Source organism: Mesorhizobium sp. WSM4871, assembly GCF_055811295.1.
On record NZ_JBVVPU010000004.1, the window covers coordinates 75,724 to 98,136 of the forward strand.

At 64.4% G+C, this 22,413-nt stretch carries 17 protein-coding genes; 7 read left to right on the top strand and 10 right to left on the bottom strand.

The window, feature by feature from the left end:
• Positions 1-3 precede the first annotated feature (3 nt).
• The 4 genes from AC0L2H_RS09640 to AC0L2H_RS09655 are packed head-to-tail and all read left to right on the top strand — an operon-like array spanning position 4 to position 4,436.
• The gene (locus tag AC0L2H_RS09640; RefSeq protein ID WP_473589980.1) at positions 4-1,314 is read left to right on the top strand and encodes a Coenzyme F420 hydrogenase/dehydrogenase, beta subunit C-terminal domain; all 1,311 of its coding nucleotides are present in this window, start codon (positions 4-6) and stop codon (positions 1,312-1,314) included.
• A gap of 13 nt (positions 1,315-1,327) precedes the next feature.
• Positions 1,328-2,494, top strand: a complete 1,167-nt coding sequence (locus AC0L2H_RS09645) for an NAD(P)/FAD-dependent oxidoreductase (RefSeq protein ID WP_473589981.1) — start codon at positions 1,328-1,330, stop codon at positions 2,492-2,494.
• The gene (locus AC0L2H_RS09650) at positions 2,491-3,774 is read left to right on the top strand and encodes a Zn-dependent hydrolase (RefSeq protein WP_473589982.1); all 1,284 of its coding nucleotides are present in this window, start codon (positions 2,491-2,493) and stop codon (positions 3,772-3,774) included. The genes AC0L2H_RS09645 and AC0L2H_RS09650 overlap by 4 nt, the downstream gene beginning before the upstream one ends.
• Positions 3,771-4,436, top strand: a complete 666-nt coding sequence (locus AC0L2H_RS09655) for a cysteine hydrolase family protein (RefSeq protein ID WP_473589983.1) — start codon at positions 3,771-3,773, stop codon at positions 4,434-4,436. Before AC0L2H_RS09650 ends, AC0L2H_RS09655 begins: the two co-directional genes overlap by 4 nt.
• Here AC0L2H_RS09655 and AC0L2H_RS09660 read toward each other — a convergent pair.
• The 9 genes from AC0L2H_RS09660 to AC0L2H_RS09700 all read right to left on the bottom strand — a co-directional run bounded on the left by AC0L2H_RS09660 (position 4,421) and on the right by AC0L2H_RS09700 (position 15,857).
• Positions 4,421-5,944, bottom strand: coding sequence for an N-acyl-D-amino-acid deacylase family protein (locus tag AC0L2H_RS09660; protein ID WP_473589984.1), 1,524 nt, complete (start codon positions 5,942-5,944; stop codon positions 4,421-4,423). The genes AC0L2H_RS09655 and AC0L2H_RS09660 overlap by 16 nt on opposite strands.
• A gap of 85 nt (positions 5,945-6,029) precedes the next feature.
• Positions 6,030-7,571 (bottom strand): trimethylamine methyltransferase family protein, encoded by a 1,542-nt coding sequence (locus AC0L2H_RS09665; RefSeq protein WP_473589985.1) that lies wholly within the window; start codon positions 7,569-7,571, stop codon positions 6,030-6,032.
• Positions 7,572-7,590: 19 nt separating this feature from the next.
• Positions 7,591-8,559, bottom strand: a complete 969-nt coding sequence (locus AC0L2H_RS09670) for a D-2-hydroxyacid dehydrogenase (RefSeq protein ID WP_473589986.1) — start codon at positions 8,557-8,559, stop codon at positions 7,591-7,593.
• A 10-nt stretch (positions 8,560-8,569) separates the two neighbouring features.
• The gene (locus tag AC0L2H_RS09675; protein WP_473589987.1) at positions 8,570-9,478 is read right to left on the bottom strand and encodes a dihydrodipicolinate synthase family protein; all 909 of its coding nucleotides are present in this window, start codon (positions 9,476-9,478) and stop codon (positions 8,570-8,572) included.
• Positions 9,475-10,065: a hypothetical protein gene (locus AC0L2H_RS09680; RefSeq protein WP_473589988.1), complete on the bottom strand. Its 591-nt coding sequence runs from the start codon at positions 10,063-10,065 to the stop codon at positions 9,475-9,477. Before AC0L2H_RS09680 ends, AC0L2H_RS09675 begins: the two co-directional genes overlap by 4 nt.
• On the bottom strand, positions 10,066-12,924 hold the full coding sequence (locus AC0L2H_RS09685) for a 2Fe-2S iron-sulfur cluster-binding protein (RefSeq protein WP_473589989.1): 2,859 nt from the start codon (positions 12,922-12,924) through the stop codon (positions 10,066-10,068).
• Positions 12,921-13,187 carry a sarcosine oxidase subunit delta gene (locus tag AC0L2H_RS09690; protein ID WP_473589990.1) on the bottom strand — a complete coding sequence of 89 codons (267 nt, stop codon included), beginning with the start codon at positions 13,185-13,187 and terminating at the stop codon, positions 12,921-12,923. Before AC0L2H_RS09690 ends, AC0L2H_RS09685 begins: the two co-directional genes overlap by 4 nt.
• Before the next feature lie 2 nt (positions 13,188-13,189).
• Complete coding sequence (locus AC0L2H_RS09695) at positions 13,190-14,431, bottom strand: FAD-dependent oxidoreductase (RefSeq protein ID WP_473589991.1); 1,242 nt, start codon at positions 14,429-14,431, stop codon at positions 13,190-13,192.
• Between the two features lie 7 nt (positions 14,432-14,438).
• Complete coding sequence (locus AC0L2H_RS09700) at positions 14,439-15,857, bottom strand: MmgE/PrpD family protein (protein WP_473589992.1); 1,419 nt, start codon at positions 15,855-15,857, stop codon at positions 14,439-14,441.
• A 171-nt stretch (positions 15,858-16,028) separates the two neighbouring features.
• Between AC0L2H_RS09700 and AC0L2H_RS09705 the strand changes: the two genes are divergently transcribed.
• The 3 genes from AC0L2H_RS09705 to AC0L2H_RS09715 all read left to right on the top strand — a co-directional run bounded on the left by AC0L2H_RS09705 (position 16,029) and on the right by AC0L2H_RS09715 (position 21,333).
• Entirely contained in the window at positions 16,029-16,916 is an 888-nt protein-coding gene (locus tag AC0L2H_RS09705; protein ID WP_473589993.1) for a LysR substrate-binding domain-containing protein, read from the top strand.
• A 194-nt stretch (positions 16,917-17,110) separates the two neighbouring features.
• Positions 17,111-18,766, top strand: coding sequence for an ABC transporter substrate-binding protein (locus AC0L2H_RS09710; RefSeq protein ID WP_473589994.1), 1,656 nt, complete (start codon positions 17,111-17,113; stop codon positions 18,764-18,766).
• Between the two features lie 146 nt (positions 18,767-18,912).
• Complete coding sequence (locus AC0L2H_RS09715) at positions 18,913-21,333, top strand: GcvT family protein (protein ID WP_473589995.1); 2,421 nt, start codon at positions 18,913-18,915, stop codon at positions 21,331-21,333.
• Between the two features lie 153 nt (positions 21,334-21,486).
• Here the strand turns inward: AC0L2H_RS09715 and AC0L2H_RS09720 are convergent, their stop codons facing one another.
• Complete coding sequence (locus AC0L2H_RS09720) at positions 21,487-22,392, bottom strand: allantoinase PuuE (RefSeq protein WP_473589996.1); 906 nt, start codon at positions 22,390-22,392, stop codon at positions 21,487-21,489.
• Positions 22,393-22,413 lie beyond the last annotated feature (21 nt).

Genomic DNA, 22,413 nt, shown 5'->3' on the forward strand with positions numbered 1-22,413 from the left:
GAGATGGGCTTTCTCGAACCCAGTCAGGACACGATGCCGCGCGCGGTCGGCCCGCTGTCGCTCGGCGAGATTGTCGAGAACGGGCTTTGCATCGGTTGCGGCCTCTGCCGCTCGATCGCCGGTGCCGCCGAAATCGAAATGGTGATGACACCGGCAGGGCGCGAGCGGCCAGTGGCAAGACAGGTGTTGGACAAGGAGACCTTGGTGCGGATCAACGCAACCTGCCCGGGGACCCGGATCGCCGGTCCGCCGCCGGCGCAGATGAGCGGAGCAGCGCTGACCGACACTGTCTGGGGGCCCGCCGAACGGCTTGTACTCGGCCGCGCGGGAGACGCCACGGTGCGGTTTGTCGGTTCCGGCGGCGGGGTGCTGACGGCGCTCGGCCAGTTCCTGCTGAGCTCCGGACGCGTCAAATTCGTGCTGCATGTCGCGGCATCGCATTCCCAGCCGATGCGCAGCGAAAGGCGGCTGAGCTTTGATGCCGCATCGATGCTTGAGGGCGCGGGCTCGCGCTATGGCCCGGCGGCGACCTTGGTGGATTTCTGCGACATTCTCGATCGCGGCGAACCCTTCGCGCTGATCGCCAAGCCTTGCGACATCACCGCCGTGCGCAACCTGGCGCGGCTCGATCCCCGCGTCGACCGATATATGCGCTATGCCTTGGCCTTCGTTTGCGGCGGCGCATCGGATTTGTCGAAATCGGAACAGGTGCTGCAGCGTTTCGGCCTCGCCGAGGACGAGCTCGCGCTGTTCCGCTATCGGGGCCATGGCAATCCCGGCCTCAATCGGATGGAAACCAGGGACGGTCTCGCCTTCGAACTCACCTATAGGCAGTTGTGGGAGGACGAGGACAAATGGATGATCCAGCCGCGCTGCAAGATCTGCCCCGACGCGATCGGCCAGGTGGCGGACATCGCCGTTTCGGATGCCTGGCTGAATGGCGGGCCTGCGGCCGAAGACGAGCCGCTCAACGGCATCATCGTACGCACCCGGCGCGGCCTTGAGCTGTTCGAGGCGGCGGTCGAAGCCGGCGCGCTGGAGATCAAGCGCGAGACCGGCATTGCCGAGATCAGTGAGTTGCAGTCGCACCAGGTGCGCAAGCGGCGCGCCGTCTGGGCGCGGTTGAAAGGCATGGCGATCGCCGGCAAGCCGGTGCCTTTCGTCACCGACCTCGCACTTGAAGATTGCGCCGTGCAGAATTCGCTGGCGGAGAATCTGGCCGAAGGGCGCGGCGCCCAGGACCGTGCCCGGCGCGGACGCCTGGGTGAGCCGCCTGCCGTACCGCGCGAAAGCAAGGCTGTGCAATCATGTTGAAGGACGGGCCGATATGAGTGCCGCCGAGGAAACCGACATCATCATCATTGGCGGCGGCATTGCCGGCGCCGGCGCCGCCTTCGAGATTTCCCGCTCTGCCAAGGTGGTCGTGCTCGAGCGGGAAAGCCATTGCGGCTACCACACCACCGGTCGCTCGGCGGCGAGCTTCACCGAAAATTACGGCAACGGCATCATCCGTCGTATCGTGCTGGCGAGCCGATCTTTCCTGACCGAACCGCCGGCTGGCTTCTCGGATTATCCGCTCCTTAGCAAACGTGGCATGATCACCGTGGCGCGCGCCGATCAGCTCGATCTGCTGCGGAAGGATCTGGAGACCGCGCAGGCTTTGGTCCCCTCGATCGTCGCCATGACCCAAGCCGAGGCGATTGCGCGCGTGCCGGTGCTGCGCGCGGACTATCTCGCCGGCGCTTACATCGAACCGCATTCGATGGATATCGACGTCAACGGCCTGCATCAAGGCTATCTGCGCGGCGCCCGCGCGCGCGGCGCGCGCATCGTCACCAATGCCGGCGTCAGGGCGATTGGACGGCAAGGGAGCCAATGGCGGGTCGAAACCCCAGCGGGAACGTTCCTTGCGCCAACGCTCGTCAACGCCGCCGGCGCATGGGGCGACGAGATCGCCATCATGGCCGGGGTGCGCCCGATCGGCCTGCAGCCGAAGCGCCGCACCGCCTTCAACATCCCGGCACCCGCCAATGTCGACATCACCGACTGGCCGCTGGTCAATGATGTCGGTGCCGAGTTCTACTTCAAGCCGGATGCAGGGCAGCTGTTCGTCTCGCCGGCGGATGCGACGCCCTCTGTGCCGATGGATGCCTATGCGGAAGACATCGATGTCGCGATCGGCGCCGAGCGCCTCGAAAGAGCCACCACGATCGAGGTGCATCGTGTTTCGCGCTCATGGGCGGGCTTGCGGACCTTCGTCGCCGATGGGTCGCCGGTGGTCGGACCCGATGACGAGGTCCCGGATTTCATCTGGCTGGCCGGGCAGGGCGGCTATGGCATCAAGACCTCGCCGGCTCTGTCGCGCGTCTGTGCCAGCCTGATCGCGGGCAAGGGCTTTCCAGACGATGTCGCAAGGCAGGGCGTGTCCACGGACGATCTCACGCCGCACCGGCTGCGCGGCCTCGAGTCTCACGTCAGGCAGGTTCCTTCATGAGCAATGCCGCACTCACGGCCGGCGGCAGGCTGGCCGGGGACCTGCTAGGGAGGCTTGCGCAAGCCACCACCGACGCGCCGGGGATCACGCGCGTCGCCTACGGGCCCGGTGAGCGCTTCGCCCACGATCTCGTGCGCGACGAAGCGGAGAAGCTCGGCGCCACGGCGCGCACCGATGCCGCCGGCAATCTCTATCTGACGCTGAAAGGCCGCAACTCCGACCTGCCGGCGATCGTCATCGGCTCGCATCTCGACAGCGTGCCGCATGGCGGCAATTTCGACGGCGCCGCGGGTGTCGTGGCGGGGCTGGCCGTGATGGCCGAACTGGTCGGGCAAGGCATCCAATTGCCGCGCAATCTGATCGTGCTGGCGACACGGGCCGAGGAAGCGGTCTGGTTTCCGTTGTCCTATCCCGGCAGCCAGGCCGCACTCGGCCTGCTGGAGCCGGCAGCGCTGGAAGCGACGCGGTCGGACAGCGGACGCACGCTTGCCGATCACATGTTGGAGGAGGGCTTCGACCCTGATGCCGTGCGGCGCGGTGTGCCGGGCATCGATGCCGGCCGGATCGCGGCTTTCGTCGAAGTGCATATCGAGCAGGGACCGCGCCTTGTCGCATCCGGTGCGCCAGTCGGTGTCGTCACCGGCATTGCCGGCGGGTTGCGCTATCTCGATGCGAAGTGCTTTGGCGCTTACGCACATTCCGGCGCCGAGCCGCGCTTTGCCCGGCATGACAGCGTGCTCGGCTTTGCCGATCTGGTCGCATGCCTCGAAGCGGAATGGGACGCGCTCGAGCGCGAAGGCCACGAAGCCACCATCACCTTCGGTCGGGTGGAATCCGATCCGAGCCAGCACGGCGGCAGCCGCGTCCTGGGCGAGCTTCGCTTCACGCTCGACGTGCGCAGCGCCGAGGCCGCCGTTCTGGAACGGATCGAGGCAAGGCTGCACGCGCTCTTCACCGAAATTGGCGCCAAGCGTGGTGTGCGCTTCGAGGCCGGGCCGCGCTTCACCTGGGAGCCGGCGACCATGACGCCGGCGCTGATTGCGAGGCTGGACCGCGCTGCCAACGAGCTGCAAATGCCAATGCCGCATGTGCCGAGCGGAGCGGGGCATGACGCGGCCACCTTTGCCGGCGCCGACATTGCGACCGCCATGATCTTCGTGCGCAACGAGAATGGCAGCCACAACCCGCATGAGGCGATGGAGATAGCCGATCTCGATCAAGCGATCCGTCTGCTTCTTCGTTTCGTCACCGACTTCGACAATCCCCTGGGACAGCCATGAACCTTACCACGACCGCCTTGCTCGTCATCGACCTGCAGAACGAATACCGCCCCGGTGCGGCCTGGCCGGTCGTCGGCTATGACGCCGTGCTCGCCAATGCCGCCCGCTTAATCGCAGTAGCCCGTGCCGCAGGCGTGCCCGTCATCCATGCCCAGGCTTGGGTGAAGCCGGAGGAACGCGACGGCTATGCCAGACAAGACGAGGTCCTCACCGAGGAATTCCGCTCCGCCGTGGCCGGCAGCGATGGCGCCGACATTTGCGCCGAAGTGGCGGCGTTGCCCGGCGATACCGTCATCCACAAGCACTGGCCGAGCGCCTTTCGCCGCACCGATCTTTCAAAACGGCTTGCCGAACTCAAGGTCGAGAACCTGATCGTGACCGGCGTGCTGACAGACAGCTGCGTGACCGAGAGCGTGTTCGACGCGGTCTATCAAGGTTTCAGGGTCTGGCTGGTCAAGGATGCCTGCGGCAGCATGACCGAGGCCATGCACCGCACCGGCATGCTCGACATGGCGAACCGGCTCTATGGCGGCGGCATCCTGCGCCTGCCCGAGGCGCTGAAGGCACTCGACGGCCAGCCCTTCGACGGCTGGCGCTGCACGCGGCCGGTGGAATTCGCCTACACGCTTGAAACGGTAGACCGGATTTACGAGGCTCTGTGATCGATGCCGCAGCCGCACGCGCCTCTGACAATCGTCTTCGAAGCCGAGGGCTTGAGGACCGCGCCCGGCAGCGCCCCGGTCGTCCTGCCGCCGCGCCAGACGGATACGCCGTTGACGAAGACATGCTCGATGCCGGCGGCGGGCCGGCGCGGCTCCTCGAAGGTGGCGGTGTCGATGATCGTCTCGGGATCGAAGACGACGAGGTCGGCGAAATTGCCTTCCGCCAGAAGCCCACGGTGCTGGATGCCGAATTCCCGCGCGGGCAGGCCGGTCATGCGGAATACGGCCTCCTCCAGGCTGAACAGGCCGACATCCCTGGCGTAGTGCCCGAGCACACGCGGAAACGTGCCCCACAGGCGCGGATGCGGGTGGATGTCGTGCGGCAGGCCATCCGAACCGATCATGGTGCGCGGATGGGCGATGATGTTGCGCACGTCGGTCTCGTCGAGCTGGAAATAGACAGCGCCGGCCGGCAGCAGTCGCTGGCCCGCCTCGCGCTCGCTGCAATTCCATTCGCGCGCGATGTCGGCGATCTCGCGCCTCGCCATTTCAGGATGCGGATCGGACCAGGTGACGAGGATCTTCAGGCCCGTGTCACAGCGCTCCAGCCGCAGCACCGTCGAACTCGCTGCATAGGGATAGACATCCATGCCGATGTCCATCGTCTGGCGCGCCTGGTCGATCCTTTCCAGTGACGGACGGCTCTTGCCGAAATTCGCGCGGCCGGTGCACTGATGGTGCGAGATGAACAGCTTGCCGCCGGCATGATCGGCAATGTCGATGGCTTCCTCGATCGCCTCGTCCATCGTCTCGAAATAGTTGCGGGTATGGGTGACATAGGGGCCGCCGAGGCCGGCGGCCGTCGCGGCGAGCGCCTTGACCTCTTCGGTCGAAGAGTTGACCGCCGGCGGATAGTCGAGCCCGGTGCTGAGGCCGAAGGCGCCCTCGGCCATCGCCTGCTCCACGGCTTCCTGCATCGCCGCCGTCTCCGCCTCGTTGGCCGGACGGTCGGTCACCGGCATGCAGCGTTGGCGCAGTGTGGTGTGGCCGACCAATAGAGCCGCGTTCGTGGCGATGCCGCGCCGCTTGAGCTCTGCCACATAGTCGGCAAAACGGTCGAAACGGAAACTCTCCCGACCGCCGACCAGCGTGAAGGGCGGCGGCGGTGTTCTGTCGAGCAGCAGTGGCGCCAGGCTGACGCCGCAATTGCCGGCGATCACCGTCGTTATGCCCTGGCTGATCTTCGGGTCCATGCCGCGTGGCGCCAAGAGCGCGCCATCGTCATGGGTGTGGACGTCGATGAAGCCCGGCGCCACGACCTTGCCCCTGGCATCGATTTCCTCGCTGCCAGTGGCGTCGTCCAGCCGACCGATGGCGGCGATCCTGTCGCCGGTGACGGCGATGTTGGCCTCGAAGCGTTTCGAGCCGTCGCCGGCGATCAGCGTCGCGTGGCGGATGACGAGGTCATAGTGCATCGGGCAGATTTTCAACTCTTTTTGTTGGAGCATGATCTCGGGTTGTTGGAGCATGATCTCGGGACAAACGGAAACCGTTTGTCCGAGAAAACCGGTTCCCACTTTTCGGGATCATGCTCTAGCCTTCCGGATTGGCGGCGATCTCCTCGCGCCGGCGCGCGACATAGGCGTCGAGTTCTTCACGGATCGCCGGGTCCAAGGCCGGCTCCTGGTAATCATGCAGCGCCTGTTGCCAGAGTTCTGTCGCACGTTCGAGCGCATCCTTGCCGCCGGCTTCCTCCCAGGCGCCGTGGTTTTGCCAATTGGAGAGCATCGGCTGGTAGAAGGCGGTCGTGTAGCGCGACATGGTGTGCTCGGCGCCGAAGAAATGGCCGCCGGCCGGCACGGACCTGATCGCCTCGAAACCCAGATCGTCCTCCTGGAACGGCAGCGGGCGCAGGAACTCCATCATGTTCTGCAGGATCTCAACGTCGAGCACGAGCTTTTCATAGGACGCCGTCAGCCCACCCTCCAGCCAGCCTGCCGCATGGTAGATCAGATTGGCGCCACCCAGCACCGCGCCCCATGTCGCCATTTCCGTCTCGTAGGCGGCCTGCAGATCGACCACGTTCGAGGCATTCGCGTTCGAGGTGCGGTAGGGGAGATTGTAGCGCCGCGCCAATTGGCCGGCGATGATGTTGGCCTTGGCGTTCTCCGGCGTGCCGAAGGCCGGCGCGCCCGACTTCATGTCGACGTTCGAGGTGAAGGCGCCGTACATCACAGGCGTGCCGGGATTGACGAGCTGGGTCAGCACCACGCCGAACAACGCTTCGGCATTCTGCTGGCAAAGCGCCGCCGCAAGCGTTACCGGCGTCATCGCGCCCATCAGCGTGAAGGGGGTGACGGTTACAGGCTGGCCGTGCTCGGCCATCGCGATCAGGCCCTCGGCCATGGCGTCGTCGAACAGCCGCGGCGAGTTGATCGAGATGATCGTCGTCACGCCGGGCGAGGCCCGCATCGCCTCGACGCTGATGCCGCGTGCGATCGCCATCATGTTGATCCCGTCCATCGCCCGGGCGCGGCCGATCGCCGTGCAGTGGAAGGAGAGATCGCTCAGCGTCAGGTTTGCGTAGTAGGTGTCGAGATGACGGGAATTGGCCGGCAGCTCCATCGGCGCCACCACCTGGTTGCCGATGATGTGGATGGCATTGAAGTGGTGCGCCAGCCGGATGAAATTCTGGTAGTCGTGCAGGTTGCCCTGGCGGCGGCCGTTGACGCGGTCATGCACGTTGGGCGGCCCGGCGACCAGGCCGAAGACCAGCGAATTGTCGCCCAGATGCACCTGCTTTTCCGGATTGCGGCTGGTCAGCGTGAAGGACGACGGCACCGCCCGCAGCGCCTCGCGCACCAGGCTTTCGTCGATCCTGATGGTCTTTTCGTCGCGATCGACGATGGCACCCGCTGCGGCGAACAGATCCATCACCCGCTCGCTCATGACGCGGATGCCGAGTTCCGAGAGGATGCGCATCGACGTATCATGCAGCCGCTCCATCCGCTCTTCGTCGAGCAGCTGCATCGGCGGGTAGGGGTTCTCCACATGCTGCCAAGGCAGTTGCGTGATGCCGCCGCCGCTGCGTCCCAGCTTCGATCTGCGGCCGCCGCCGCGCCTGTCCTGCGTCATCAAACTCTTCCCTCCCGGCTCAGTAGCCGCGCTCTGGGTTCACGACGTTCTGCAGCGGCATGCCGCTGCGGTAGCGCTTCAGATTGTCGGCGAACATGCGCACCGACGTGATGTCCCAGCCGTCATAGACCGCCGCGCAATGCGGCGTGATGGCGACATTGTCGCAGCTCCACAGGGGATGGTCGGCCGGCAGCGGCTCGGTCGTGAAGACGTCGAGTACCGCCCCTTTGATCCGTCTGGCATCGAGCGCAGCCAGAAGTGCTGCTTCCTCGACGACGCCGCCGCGCGAAACGTCGATGAGGACGGCGGACGCCTTCATCGCTGCGAAGGCTGCCTCGCCAAGCAGGCCGCGCGTGGTCGGCAGCAAAGGCACGCAGCAGATGATGAAATCGGCGCGACCGATGAGTGGCAGCAGCGCGTCAACCCCATGAACCTCGTCCAGGCATGGCGTCGGCTTGGGGTGCGCGCGGATACCCAGCGTGCCCATACCCATCGCCCGCGCCCGTTTGGCGACGGCCTCGCCGGTTTTGCCGAGGCCGATGATGAGTACAGTCTTGCCTTCGATCGGCTCGACGCGGCCGCCGCCCCATTGCCGCACCTGCTGGCGGCGCGCAAAGCCGCGCAGGTCGAGCGAGAAGGACAGCATGGCGCCGAGCGCGTACTCCGCCAGCATGCCCGCGGCGACGCCCGCGGAATTGGTGACGGTCAGCCGTTCCGGGTCCCAACGTCCGAGATGATCGGTGCCGGAGCCGCCGACCGAGACCCACTTCACCGTTGGGCTGTCGACAAGGGCCTGGCGCGGATAGCGCGGTGTGCCGTCGAAGCGCACGGAGTAAACCACTTCCGCCGCCACGCGCCCGATCAACTCGGGGAGAGCGGCGTAGCTGTCGCAGGCTTGCACCGTGAGGTCCGGATGCGTCTCCTTGAGCACGGCCAACGCCGCCGCCGGCCGGTCGGTGTGCAGGATGACGGACGGGTCAGCCGACATGGTGTCGCTCTCAGCTCCGGCCAATGTGATCGGCCGATGGGCCGAGCGCGGCGAGCAGCTTCTCGCCGCCTTCCAGCGTTGCATTCTCATGTGGCGCGCGCAGGTTCAGCCAGCGCCTGTCGCCGGAGCGTACCGCCAGCACGGCTTTCATCGCCTGGATGAGGCCTGCATCCTGGATGATCTTGCGGAACGCCTTGATCGCGGCATCCGCTTCGGCAACGTCCTTTCCTGCGATCGTTGCGTCGTAGAGGGCCCGGATGGCGGCGGCGTTGAGGTTGACGGTGGCCGAGATGCAGCCTGCCGCTCCGCTGGCAAGCCCCTTGGTCAGCTGTGCTTCGGAGCTTGGGAAGACCGCAACCTTCGGAGCCGCGGCAATCACCGCGGCCGTGTTGTTCCAGTCGCCGGCACTGTCCTTGTAGGCGACGACGGTGTCGGGAAATGCCTCGCTCAGCCGCGCGGTCAAAGCGGGGCTCACCGGCACACCGGAATTCTGCGGGATGTGGTAGAGGATCATCCGCATCGCAGGGCTTGCCACCCGCTCGATCAGTTCGCCGTAGTAGCGGGCCTGGCCGCTGTCACCGGCAGCTGTGTAGAAGAACGATGGCAGCACCATCACCCCGGCGCACCCGAGCCCGACGGCGTGCGCCGACAGTTCGACGGTTTCCGGCAAGGCGGTGACGCCGGTGCCGGGCATCAGTTGGCCTGGCGAGATGCCGGCCTCGATCAGCCATTCCAGCGCCTGCATGCGCTCGCCCAAGGACAGCGACAGCGCCTCGCCGGTGGTGCCGAACGGCGACAGGAAATGCACGCCCTGGCCCAGCACCCATTTGGAATGCGATATCCAGAGATCGCGCGCGATGCGGCCATCGTTTTCGAACGGCGTCAGGATCGGTGCGATGGTTCCTTGTGGGCGGGTCATGTGTGTCCTTCCGTATCGATCAGAAAATCCGTGCAGTGTCTGGCGGCCGCCGCTACCGTCCTGGCGAAGTAGGCCGATGCGGTGACGTCGAACAGTACATCGAAACCTGCTTGCGAGCGGAATGCGACGGCCTCGATGTGGCCGACGCGTGTTTGCGCAATGTCGTCGACCCCGAATTTATCGGCTCTGAGATCAAGGGCGCATAAGCGGCTCATTGCTTGCGGCGCATGCGGACCAGAGAGACGCAGCCATGCCCAGCCTTCCTCGCGCCATGACGAATAGCCTTTCGGCCCGGCATCGTTCGCCCATGCGGCTTTGAGTTCGGCAAGCGCTTCGCCGGCACCTTCGGCAAGCAGCAGGATGTCCTCGTTGCCGAGACGCAGGATCCGCATGCCGTGATACGCGCCGATGTGATTGACCGCAGGCAAGGAGATGCCGTGCGCCGTGAGCCAGGCAGCACCGCCGCCGCCCTTCAGGCCAAAACGCGGACTGGCCGTCAGGTCGCCCAGCGCCAACGCACCAGTGGGCAGCTTCGTGCCGTCCGCCGCGCCGCCGGCCATGAAGGGAAACACCGCACTTGCCGCCATCTACATCTCCTGCCGTGCATTGGCGGGGTCGAAGAAAGCGTGAGCAACCACCGGTGTGTCTACCAGATTGCCGTTCCGGCACTTCACCGTCACCAGGCTCCCTTCCGTGGAGTCGGCGATATGAACGTAGGCGAGCGCGATGACACAGCCGAGCGTCGGCGAGAAGCCGATCGAGGTGATCTGTCCGACGGGAGCATTGCCGCGCAGTATGAGGCAGCTTTCGCCGGGTAGATCCCTGGCATCGGCCGGAAATCGCAGGCCGACGAGCTTGCGCGACTGGCCCAGCCTTGCGCGCATCTCGACCGACCGTTTGCCGACGAAGAACGGCTTCTTCTTCGAGACGGCCCAGCCAAAGCCGAGCTCGTCCGGCGTGGTGATCGCATCGGTGTCCTGGCCGATCAGAATGTGCCCCTTCTCCAGGCGAAGGATGCGCGAGGCTTCGAGACCGTAAGGCTTCAAGCCGTACGGTTTGCCCGCAGTCATCACCGCGTCCCAAAGGGCGGGCGCGAGACTGGACGGACAATGCAGTTCGTAGCTCAGTTCGCCGGTAAAACCGATCCGCATGACGCGCACCGGCGCGCCGGCGATGACGCCTTCGCGGCCGCTGACATAGGGAAATGCTTCGCGCCCGAAATCGATGTCGCTCTTCAGCGCTTCAAGCACGGCCCTCGCTTTCGGCCCGGTGACATTGAGGCCGCAGAACGCGCCGGTGAGGTTGAGCACGTCGACCCGCAAGCGCCATTGCGCGTTCCAGAACAGCATGTCGGCATAGACGCGCGCCACCGCACCCGTGGTGGCGGTCACATAGAACCGGTCGTCGGCCATGCGGTAGACGACGCCATCGTCGACCACCGAGCCCATCTCGTTGAGCATCAGGCCATAGCGCACACGCCCGACAGGCTGGTTTGCATGCGCCATGGTGTAGAGGCGGTCGAGGAACTCGCCGGCATCGGGCCCGCGCAGTTCCAGCTTGCCGAGCGTCGACACGTCGAGCAGGCCGACCCCTTGCCGCACCGCCGTGATCTCGTCGCGGATCATCTTTTCGGCCGCGCGGGCATCGCCATAGAAATACGGCCGCCACCATGCGCCTACCGGCTTCATCACGGCGTTGAGCGCCAAATGCCTGGCATGCAGTGCGGTGCGCCGTTCGAGCGGTTCGCGGTGGCCGGCAAGCACGCCAAGCGTCTCCGGTCCGACCGGCGGGCGGGCAGTGGTGACGCCGACTTCGGCGACCGCGCGGTTGGTCGCCTCGGCAACGATCCTCGCTGTTGCCAGCGCGGAATGGCGACCCTGGCTCGGGCCCATGCCGACCGTGGTGAAACGCTTGACCAGCTCGATTTCGCGATAACCCTCCTTGACCGCGTTTTGCAGATCCTTGACCTGCAGATCTTCGTCGAAATCAACGAAGTCGCGGCCCTTCGGATCGGCAACGATCGGTAGCACATGGATCGGGCTGGCAGCCATCGGCCTGGTGATTATTCTGTCCTCCACAACAGCGTGGCCGAGCCCCAAAAGTGCGGCCAAGGCCGCGCGCCGGCCGCCGGAAATCGCGCCCTGTAGATCGCTGTCTCCAGCGACAGAGCCGGCAAGGTGGACCGGCGCTTTCGGCAGGCTGAGCATCATCGAGCCGCTAGCGGCGTCATAGCCGACTTTTGCTCCAGCCTGACAAGGCAGCTGCCAGGCGGGCACCTGGCCGGCCGAGACAGCCAGCAGGTCGCACTCGATCCAGCGCCCGCCGACACGAACCCGAGCAAGGTGACGATTTCCCGCGATCCCGTGGGCGGCTTCGATCGTCACGGCCTTCCGGATGGCCACGCCCTTGCCGTGCAACTCGGCTTCGAAGGTGCCTGTCTCGCCGCCGGATCTCGGATCGGCAACCAGTTTTACCGAGACGCCGGCCTCAACCAGATCGAGCGCGACGCAATAGCCCTCATCGCCGGTGGCCAGCACCACGGCCTTTTGTCCAGGGCGCACGCCGTAATGGCGGATCAGCCGCTGCGCCGAGCCGCCGAGCATGATGCCCGGCAGGTCGTTGTTGCGGAAGATGGCGGGTTGCTCGATCGAGCCCGTGGCCAGGACTACCGCGCGCGCCCGTGTGCGATAGAGCCGGTCGCCCTGGATCAAGGGCAGCCAGTTGTCCTCGTACCAGCCGTTGCAGACGGTCCCGGTCAGCAGGCGCAGATTGGGCAATGCCCGCAGCCTGGAAGACAGGTCGGCAAGCATGGCCGGATCGTGCCGGCCATAGGTCAATGATCCGCCGATCTCCGGGTTCTCGTCGCAGAGCACGACATCCGCGCCCGCCTCGGCGGCAGCGATTGCCGCATTCAGCCCAGCCGGACCGGCGCCGACCACCAGGATATCGCAGTGCAGGTGCGTCTTGTCGAAATGCCGGTGTGGGGCCTTGGTGTCGACCACGCCCAGCCCGGCCTTGCGGCGGATCATCGGCTCCCAAAATTTCAGCCAGCTGTCGCGGCGCGGCCCCATGAAGGTGCGGTAGTAGAAGCCGACCGGCAGAAACCGTCCCAGCCTGTCGATGATCGCGTCGCGGTCGCGTTCGAGCGTGCCGTTGACGTTCTGCGCGCTGACTTGCAACCCTTCGCTGATCGGCGTGCGATCTGCGGCGACGTTCGGCTCGAACGGCAATTGCACCAGCGTGTTGGCGTCGGCGCCGGTCATTGAGAGGATGCCGCGCGGCCGATGATATTTGAAGGAGCGTGACAGCACCCATTGTCCGGAGGCTGCGAGCGCGCTGGCGATGCTGTCGCCGGCATACCCCTCGAAGTCCTTGCCTTCGAAGCTGAAGCGTAGGGGACGGCTTCGATCGATCCGGCTTCCCCAGGGCGCAGGCAGCCGGTTCATGATTGGTCCCGGCGTTCGGACGGATCGAATGTCCGGATGACTTCATTGGTGACGAGATCGCGCTCGGCCAGAAAAAAGTAATTGCTTGGCACGTGGCGCCACCACTCGAGCACGATGCCCCTGCGGTTTTCGGCGCGGAACAGATGCCGCGACCAGTCGGCATCGGCGGTTCGGTCCGGGGCCGGCTCGGAGCGGACGGGTCCGAACGACTGGAACTCGTCTATGTTGCGCGGGCCGTTCATCGGGCAAATCAGCACCTTCATGGTCAGTGGCTCGCCGCCGTCGCGCCCATTTCATTGAGCAGCTGGAAGGTTTCGAACCGCTCGAGCGCGAAGGGCTTGAGGATGTCGGGCACGCGCCCCTTGGCGATCGTCTCCGCCATGCGTTTGCCGGCGACGGGCGTCGCCTTGAACCCCCATGTCCCCCATCCGCAATCAAGCCACAGATTGGCGAGTGGGCTGGCACCCATGATCGGGCTGTAGTCCGGCGTCATGTCGGTGATCCCGGCCCATTGCCTGAGCAGCCGCACGCCTTGCAAGAACGGGAAGAGGTGCACGGCGCCCTCGGCGAGGTGTTCCTTCATGTCAAGCGTCGAGCGCGTGGAGTAGAGCTGGTAGGGATCGGACCCGCCACCGATGACGACTTCGCCGCGCGAGGACTGCACCAGATAGGTGTGCAATGAGACGGAGGAGACCAGCGTGTGCAGCCACGGCTTGAGCGGCTGCGTCACCATGGCCTGCAGCGGATAGCAGCGGATGGGAAGCTCGACGCCGGCCATCAGTGCCACGTCGTAGTTCATCCCGCCGGTCGCAATCAGCACCTGACCGCAGGCGATACGGCCCCTGTTCGTCTTGACGGCCTGGACCCGGTCGCCGACGACCTCGAAGCCTTCCACTTCGGTCCGCTGGTGGATCTCGACGCCGCGTCGCGACGCCTGCGCGGCATAGCCCCAGGCAACGGCATCATGCCTGGCGGTACCGCCGTCGGCATGCCAAAGCCCGCCGAGGATTTCGAGCGAACCGCCATAATCCATGTTCAGGGTTGGGACGAGTTCCTCGACCGCCTTCTGGTCGACAACTTCGGTGCGCGTACCCAGATGCTTGCCCATCTCGGCGCGTGCATGAAAGCTGCGCAGGGTCGCCTCCGTGTGCGCCAGCGTCAGCTGACCGCGTTGCGAGAACATGACGTTGAAGTCGAGTTCCTGCGACAGGATCTCGAACAGCTCGACGCCTTCCTTGTAGAAGGCGATGCCTTCGGGGGTGATGTAGTTCGAGCGGATCGTCGTGGTGTTACGCGCGGTGTTACCGCCGGCAAGGTAACCCTTCTCGATGACCGCGACACTGCTTATGCCATGGTATTTCGCAAGGTGATGCGCGCATGACAGTCCGTGGCCGCCGCCACCGACGATGACCACGTCGTAGGAGGGCTTGAGGTCCGGCGTTGCGGGAATGTCGCCGCTGACCGGATAGTCCCGGCTGAAGCCGTATTTCAGGAGCCCGAGCGGCATCTTGGGACTACCAGGCCGGCCGCTGGAGCATCTTGGTGATCACCGGAGGATCGTAGAGCAACGCCGAGAGATCGGAAAAGAGGCTGTCGCGGTCGTTGAGCGAGAGCACTTTGTCGCGGATCGCCGCGGCGCGGCCCTGTCCAAGCACCGGCGTCGCGAATTCCATGTACTTGGCCTCGATTTCCAGATCCGTCAGCGGCGCCTCCGGTCCGCCGCGCGCGTGGACATCACCTGAAACGAGCAAACGGCCGTCGGTCGTCGAGATCACAACATCGGCCCAGCGGCCGGCCGGGAAGCGGGCGCTGTGGCGTTCCGATTCCGAGACGGTGATGCGCTTCAGCATTTCGGCGACCGAACCGTCATCCAGCCCACTGCCGGAAATGTGCTCCAGCCCGATGCGGCCATGCATGATGAAGGTCGCGACGGCGAAGCGCAGGCTGTATTGCGCTTTCGATGTCGTGTCCGGCATGCCGTCGAACAGGGTGGCGGCGTAGTGAAAACTGTTGACCTGAACGTGCCTGATGTCGGCTGGCATCAGATGATGCGCCAGGCAGATCCCGCGCGTCGCGTCGATCGCTGCATGCGCCCAGCGGCAGATCGGGTACGGCTTCACATACTGGTGCAGTACCTGCCAGAAGGCGCCGAGATCCTGCCAATGATCAGCGACTTCGGGCGCTTCGACGGTGATCGCCGGCGCGCCGGTGAAGCCGCGCTCAGCCAGCACGGCGGCAGACAGGCCAATCAGTGCGCCGATGCCCGAGCCGTCGTGCAGCATCGTCGGCGTAGCGATCTCGCGCATCATCTGGCTGCGCGGGCCATGATACTCGGCAATGCCGAGCGCCTCTCGGAATTGCTCATCGTTGAGCCGTCGCAGCCTTGCCGCAACCGCGGCCACGCCCAGAGCATTCCATGCGCCTGACGTGTGGTAATCCGACACCGTCGCATGCAGCGCGATGCCGGCACGGCCGGCAATTTCGTAGCCGACGGCCAGGGATGCCAGCGCTTCCGGGCCGCTGAGGTCTGGCAGCGCCTCGGCAAGCGCTGCCAGCGCCGGTACGACAGCGACTCCGATATGGCCCTTGGTCGGGCTGTAACCGTCGTGGCCATCGAGATTGTCGATCTGCGTTGCGGCCGCATAAGCGGCTCCGGCGATGCTGGCGCGGCGGCCGTCGAAAAGCATGCGCGCCGAATGCAGCGGGTCGGTCGAGCCGTAGAGAAGGGTGGCGGTGTCGCGGGCAATCCGACCAGCTTCCATCGGACCGGCCGCAATGGCAATTCCGAGCGTATCCAGCAGGAGATAGCGTGCCTGTTCCAGGACAGGTGCGGGGAATACGGCCGGCGGGCGCCGCAACACGAAATCGGCCAGGCGAACGGCAACGCTGGTACTCGTGTCAGGCCCTTCACGCCGATGCGACGGCACAGCCACTTGCATTACTCCCCTCTGCAGTCACAACATCAATAAATTGGGTCCATCGAGCTTTCACGTGATTAGTTTGGCGGCTTTGGCCAAAAATATCTATGTCTTGACGCTTTCTCGCAATTGAACGGCTGCCTGCCCGTGCGATAGCGTGTCCCACGTGTGTTGCAGGAGTTTGCGATGAAGCCGCCGCCCCCTTTGAACTATATCAGGTCCTTTGAGAGTTCGGCCCGTCATCTCAGCTTCACCCTGGCTGCCAAGGAACTTGGCTACACGCAGGCTGCGGTCAGCACACATGTCCGTGCGCTTGAGCATTACATCGGCCGGCGGTTGTTCATCCGCTATCCGCGCAGCCTCAAGCTTACCGAAATGGGCGAGGCCTTCCTGCCCACCTTGCGCCAGGCGCTCGATCAGATCGACCAGGCGACGGAGGCGATCGTGACCTCTTCGCGCAACCGCACCGTGGTCGTCTCCTGCCCGATGAGCCTGGCGGAGAACTGGCTGGCAGGCTGCATGGCTGCGTTTCGCAAGAAGCACCCCGAGATCGAGATCGTGCTGCACGGCACGATCTGGGAGGATCTCACCGAGCAGATCGCCGACATAACGATTTCCACACGGCGTTTCGACGACCGCCCGCCCGCCGGCGTCCCGCTCTGGAACGATGAACTGGTTTTGCTGTGCGCCCCGGCATTGCTGGATGGAGAAAATGCCTTGAAGGCACCTGAGGATATTCTCAAGGTGGACTGGATCTTCGTGCATGGGCGCCAGGAATACTGGCAGGTCGTCACCTCGGCGCTTGGCGTCGATATGACGGATTACGACAAGGGTCTGACAACCAACGCGTCCAACATCGCGCTCGAACTCGCGGCCATGGGGGCAGGGCTCGTCGCGACCCAGCGCTCGCTTGCCCATGCGTATCTGGGACGAGGGCTGCTCGTCGAACCCTTCGCGATCCGACCCGCGAGTCCCTGGAATTACTATCTTACCGAGAACCAGCTTTCGAAGGGAAACATCGCGCGCACGGTGCGGGAATGGATTCTTTTACGGGCACAGGAAGACAGCGCCTAAAGCTCTTTTCGCCGCTGGGGACTTTTCCAAACTCAAAATTTGACAGGACAATGGCATCGTTTTTTTAGGCCTCAAAGGCCGGGGTTCGGCGGTTTCTTCGGACGCAAGCCCTTCCAGGATTTTTGCATCGCTCCTAACATGCGCAGTCGCAAGGGGAATGTAACGGGCAAAAAGCCCAAACTGGAGAATCAACAATGTCGATTTTCAAGAGCAACGGTGATCGCGTGCCGGCGGTTATCGAAGACTACGCGGTCGAAGTCAAAAGCGGCAGGATGGATCGCCGCGAATTCCTGGCCATGGCAAGCGCGATGGGCGCTTCCACGGCATTCGCCTATTCGATGGCCGGCATCGCCCCGGCCAAGGCCGCGGCGATTGTGCCCGGCAAGAAGGGCGGCATCCTCAAGATGCAGATGATCATCAAGGAAATGAAGGATCCGCGCTCCTGGGACTGGTCCGAGATCGCCAATGTCATGCGCCAGTGCAACGACTATATGATCCGCTACACCACCGACTTCACCTTCGAGGGCCATCTGGTCGAGAGTTGGGAGGTGAGCGATGACGCCACGCAATACACGCTACATCTGCGCAAGGGCGTGAAGTGGTCGAACGGCGACGACTTCAACGCCGACGACATCGTCCACAACATCGAGCGCTGGTGCGACAAGGCGGCCGAAGGCAATTCGATGGCCGGCCGCATGAACTCCCTCATCGATCCCGCAACCAAGAAAGCGGCAGCCGGCGCCATCACCAAGGTCGACGACCACACGGTGAGGCTGAAATGCCAACAGTCCGACGTCACGATCATTCCGGGCTTTGCCGATTATCCGGCGATCATCGTTCATCGCGACTTCGACAAGAACGGCGGCGATATGCTCAAGACGCCCGGCACCGGTCCCTATGAGTTGATCTCGTACAAGGTCGGCGAATCGGCCTCGGTGCGGCGGCGCAAGGACTTCACCTGGTTCGGCGGCGACCCCTATCTCGATGGCGTCGACTGGACCGACTACGGATCGGACGCATCCAACCCCGCCATCGCCAGCGCCTTCGAGGCCGGTGAGATCGATTGCAACTACCAGACGGTCGGCGGCACGGTCGACCTCTATGACAGCATGGGGCTGGTCAAGGAGCCGGTCGTCACGGCCGGCACCATCGTGCTGCGCACCAATGTGACCAACAAGCCGTATGACGACAAGCGGGTACGTAACGCCATCCAGCTCGCGGTCGACAATGAGACGGTGCTGAAGCTCGGCTACAGCGGCCTCGGACAGGTCGCCGAAAACCACCATGTCTGCCCGATCCATCCGGAATATTACGCTTTGCCGAAAGTTCCACGCGATCTCGCCAAGGCCAAGGCGCTGATGGCCGAGGCCGGCCAGACGGATCACGAGTTCGAGCTGATCTCCTACGATGCGGACTATGTGAAGGATCCCGCCGACGTCGTCGCCGCGCAGATGCGCGAGGCCGGCTTCAAGGTCAAGCGCACCATCATTCCGGGCTCGTCGTTCTGGAACGACTGGACGAAATATCCGTGGTCGACGACCGATTGGGGCATGCGGCCGCTCGGCGTCCAGGTGCTGGCGATCGCCTATCGCAGCGGCGAGGCCTGGAACGAGTCGGGCTACGCCAATCCGGAATTCGACAAGAAGCTCAACGCAGCGCTCGCCATGGCGGATGTCGACAAGCGCAAGGAACTGATGAAGGACGTCGAGTCCATCCTGCAGAACTCCGGCATCCTCGTCCAGGCGTTCTGGCGTTCGCTCTACCGGCACCATGCGACCTATGTGAAGAACCTCGGCATGCATCAGACATTCGAGCTGCAGTTGGACAAGGTCTGGCTGGACAAAGCATAGGCTGGGTTGATCACGGCAAATATGGGGGCGCATGTCGCGCCCCCTGAACTCGCCAGGCGACAGCGATCGTCCAGTCAGTTGGAACAAAAACTCCAAGGCTTTGAAAAAGCGAAAAAAAGTCGCCGAACAAGGGAAGAAATCTGGATATGCGTACTCATGCACAAGCCGTTGTCATCGGCGGCGGCCTGATCGGTTGCTCGATCCTCTATCACCTCGCCAAATTCGGCTGGACCGACGTGGTTCTTCTCGAGCGGAACGAGCTGACGTCCGGCTCCACCTGGCATGCGGCGGCCAACATTCACGGCCTGCATGATTCCACCAACATCAGCCGCCTCCAGCATTACACCATGGCGCTCTACAAGGAACTGGAAGCCGAGACCGGCCAAGGCTGCGGCATCTTTCAGCCGGGCTCGCTCTATCTCGCCCAGACCGAGGCACGCGAGCATCAGCTGAGGCTGCAGGAAGCGAAGGCGCGGCGCTACAAGATGAATTTCTACGAAGTCGCGCGTGACGAGGCGGAGCGGCTGCATCCCCTGGTCGACTTCGACGGCATACGCTGCATTATGTACGAGCCGGAAGGCGGCAATGTCGATCCGTCCGGCGTCACGGCCGCCTACGCCGCGGGCGCGCGCCAGCGCGGCGCGGAGATCCATCGTTTCACGCCTGTCACCGCCACCGAAGCGCAGCCCGACGGCAGCTGGATCGTGCGCACGCCAAAGGGCGACATCCACACGCAATGGGTGGTCAACGCCGCCGGCCTGTGGGGCAGGGAGGTCGCCGCGATGGCTGGCCTGAAACTGCCTTTGATCCCGACGGAGCACCAGTATTTCGTTACCGAGACCATTCCGGAAATCGCCGCCATGGGCCGCCGTTTGCCTTCGGTCGCCGATCGCGATGGTGAGTATTATCTGCGCCAGGAAGGGCTCGGGCTGCTCATCGGCGCCTACGAGCGCAAGATGAAATTCTGGGCCGAGGACGGTACGCCGCTGGATTTCGGCCATGAACTGTTTCCCGACGATCTCGACCGCATCGAAGAGAACATGCTGCGCGCGATCGCGCGCGTCCCGGCCGTCGGCACCGCCGGTGTCAAAAAGGTGATCAACGGACCCATGATCTGGTCGCCGGACAGCGCGGTGCTGTTCGGACCGGTGCCCGAACTCAGCAATTATTTCTGCTGCAACGGTATCATTCCCGGCTTCTCGCAGTCGGGCGGCATGGGCAAGCTGGCGGCAGAGTGGATGATTGAGGGCGAGCCCTCGCTCGACATGTTCGCCTGGGACATGGCGCGCTTCGGCCACTGGGCCGGCAAGGCTTTTACCAAGGCCCGCGTGCAGGACCAGTACAGCCACCGCTTCAAGATCCATTTCCCCAATGAGGAACGCGCCGCGGGACGCCCGGTCCGCACCCGGCCTGCCTATGAGATGCAAAAGGCGATGAACGCCGTCTTCGGCCTCAATTTCGGCTGGGAGCACCCGCTGTGGTTCGCCGCCGAGGGCGAGCCGCGCGAGGAGACGATAGGCTTCACGCGCCAGAACTGGTGGGGACCGGTGGGCCGCGAGGCGCGCATGCTGCGCGAACGCGCCGGCATCATCGACATCTCCAATTTCGCCAAATACGAAGTCAAGGGCACAGGTGCCGATGCCTGGCTCAACGCGCTGTTCGCCAACCGCATGCCGACAAAGATCGGCCGCTCCTGCCTCACGCCGCTGATCGGCAAGCGCGGCGGCATTGCCGGAGACTTCACCGTGACCAGGCTCGCGGACGATGAATTCATGGTCATCGGCTCGGGCATGGCAGAGCGCTTTCACCAAAGGTTCTTCAAGGCTGTCCCCTTGCCCGAGGGCACGATCTTCCGCTCGCGCACGGAGGACCTCTGCGGCTTCAACGTGGCGGGACCGAGTTCGCGCGACCTGCTGCAGCGCCTGACCAATGAGGATCTATCGAACGAGGCATTCCCCTTTATGCAGTCGCGCCGGATCACCGTCGCCGGCATCGATGTGGTGGCGCTCAGAGTGTCCTTCACCGGTGACCTTGGCTGGGAACTGCATTGCAAGGCCGCCAACCAGGTCGAGCTGTACAGCGCGCTGCTCAAGGCCGGCAATGAAGTCGGCGCCGGACCGGTGGGATCGCGCGCGCTGATGTCGCTGCGCGTCGAAAAGGGTTACGGCAGCTGGAGCCGCGAATACTCGCTCGAATATTGGCCGCAGGAGGTCAAGTTCGATAGCCTTGTCAAACTGGACAAGGGCGCGTTCCTCAACCGCGATGCTTATGCCGCCATCGCCGGAAAGCCGGCACGCGATGAACTCATCATGCTGTCAATCGACGCCAGGGATGCCGACGCGACCGGCGGCGAGCCGATCTTCCTCACCGATGGCACGCCGATCGGCCAGGTATCTTCGGGCGCTTATGGCTATTTCGTCGAGCAGTCCCTGGCGCTCGGCTATGTCAAGGCGGGCTCGGCCAAGGCAGGCGACAAAGTGTCGGTCGCCATACTGGGACGGCAGCATGAGGCGATCCTGCTGCCGCATCCGCCATTCGACCCCGAGGGCAAGCGGCTGCGCTCTTGAGCTAGGGGAACCGGCAAATCTCAGCTGGCCGCAGACACCGAAAGTGTGAATCGATGCCGCGCCCTGGCATGGCAAGGTCTACGAGGTTCCAAACAGATAGGGCGTCCATTGGCGGGCGGGTGAAGGCTTCGCCCGTCCGGCCGGTAGACGGCGTCAGCCGCCGAACCGATCCAGCCAATGTTGGGCAAGGTCCGAGCGACGGCAGATCCAGATGTCTGGATTGGCCTTGATCTTGTCGAGGAAGCGGGCAAGTCCGATCATGCGGCCTGGCCGGGCCGCCAGCCGGCAGTGCAGCGACACTGTCATCATGCGCGGTGTCTTCTCGCCTTCTGCCAGCAGCCAGTCCACCGCATCGCTGACATATTCGAAAAACTGGCTGCCCGTCTCCAGGCCTGAGCCGCGCGAGAACCGGCTGTCATTATTGTCGAAGCTATGCGGGACGACCAGGTGCCGCTTGGCAGCGACGTCGACAAAATAGGGCAGGTCGTCATTGTAGTCGTCGCAGTCGAACAGGAAGCCGCCGTGCTCCACCACCAGCCGGCGCGTGTTGAGGCTGGGCCGACCGGTGTACCAGCCGAGTGGACGGATGCCGGTGATCCGTTGCACGGTGTCGACGGTCATCGCGATATGTTTCCGCTCCTCGGCCTCGCTTAGCGGCGCATAATCGATCCACCGCCAGCCATGGCAAACGATATCACTGCCAAGCGCCGCGATCGCCTTGCCGGCCGCCGGATTGAGCTCGAGCGCACGCCCCACCACGTAGAATGTCGGGCTGACGTCCTTGTCCTGAAACAGCGAGGCAAGCCGCCAGATACCGACGCGTGAGCCGTATTCGTAGAGCGATTCCATGTTGCGGTTGCGCAGACCCGGTACCGCCGGGGACACGGCAAGATCCGAGAGGATCGCCTCGGAGACGCCGTCGCCCTCGCCGATGCTGTATTCGGCGCCTTCCTCATAGTTGACGACGATGTTGAGGGCCAGCTTGGCCCCACCGGGCCACTGCGCGGAAGGCGGCTTGTCGCCATAGCCGATAAAGTCACGGACAGGCAGGTGCGGCATTTCTCAGATCTCTCCAGGATT

Coding starts and splice junctions, on each gene's coding strand:
- AC0L2H_RS09640 (WP_473589980.1), top strand. CDS start 4: ATGGGCTTTCTCGAACCCAGTCAGGACACGATGCCGCGCGCGGTCGGC.
- AC0L2H_RS09645 (WP_473589981.1), top strand. CDS start 1,328: ATGAGTGCCGCCGAGGAAACCGACATCATCATCATTGGCGGCGGCATT.
- AC0L2H_RS09650 (WP_473589982.1), top strand. CDS start 2,491: ATGAGCAATGCCGCACTCACGGCCGGCGGCAGGCTGGCCGGGGACCTG.
- AC0L2H_RS09655 (WP_473589983.1), top strand. CDS start 3,771: ATGAACCTTACCACGACCGCCTTGCTCGTCATCGACCTGCAGAACGAA.
- AC0L2H_RS09660 (WP_473589984.1), bottom strand. CDS start 5,944: ATGCTCCAACAAAAAGAGTTGAAAATCTGCCCGATGCACTATGACCTC.
- AC0L2H_RS09665 (WP_473589985.1), bottom strand. CDS start 7,571: ATGACGCAGGACAGGCGCGGCGGCGGCCGCAGATCGAAGCTGGGACGC.
- AC0L2H_RS09670 (WP_473589986.1), bottom strand. CDS start 8,559: ATGTCGGCTGACCCGTCCGTCATCCTGCACACCGACCGGCCGGCGGCG.
- AC0L2H_RS09675 (WP_473589987.1), bottom strand. CDS start 9,478: ATGACCCGCCCACAAGGAACCATCGCACCGATCCTGACGCCGTTCGAA.
- AC0L2H_RS09680 (WP_473589988.1), bottom strand. CDS start 10,065: ATGGCGGCAAGTGCGGTGTTTCCCTTCATGGCCGGCGGCGCGGCGGAC.
- AC0L2H_RS09685 (WP_473589989.1), bottom strand. CDS start 12,924: ATGAACCGGCTGCCTGCGCCCTGGGGAAGCCGGATCGATCGAAGCCGT.
- AC0L2H_RS09690 (WP_473589990.1), bottom strand. CDS start 13,187: ATGAAGGTGCTGATTTGCCCGATGAACGGCCCGCGCAACATAGACGAG.
- AC0L2H_RS09695 (WP_473589991.1), bottom strand. CDS start 14,431: ATGCCGCTCGGGCTCCTGAAATACGGCTTCAGCCGGGACTATCCGGTC.
- AC0L2H_RS09705 (WP_473589993.1), top strand. CDS start 16,029: ATGAAGCCGCCGCCCCCTTTGAACTATATCAGGTCCTTTGAGAGTTCG.
- AC0L2H_RS09710 (WP_473589994.1), top strand. CDS start 17,111: ATGTCGATTTTCAAGAGCAACGGTGATCGCGTGCCGGCGGTTATCGAA.
- AC0L2H_RS09715 (WP_473589995.1), top strand. CDS start 18,913: ATGCGTACTCATGCACAAGCCGTTGTCATCGGCGGCGGCCTGATCGGT.
- AC0L2H_RS09720 (WP_473589996.1), bottom strand. CDS start 22,392: ATGCCGCACCTGCCTGTCCGTGACTTTATCGGCTATGGCGACAAGCCG.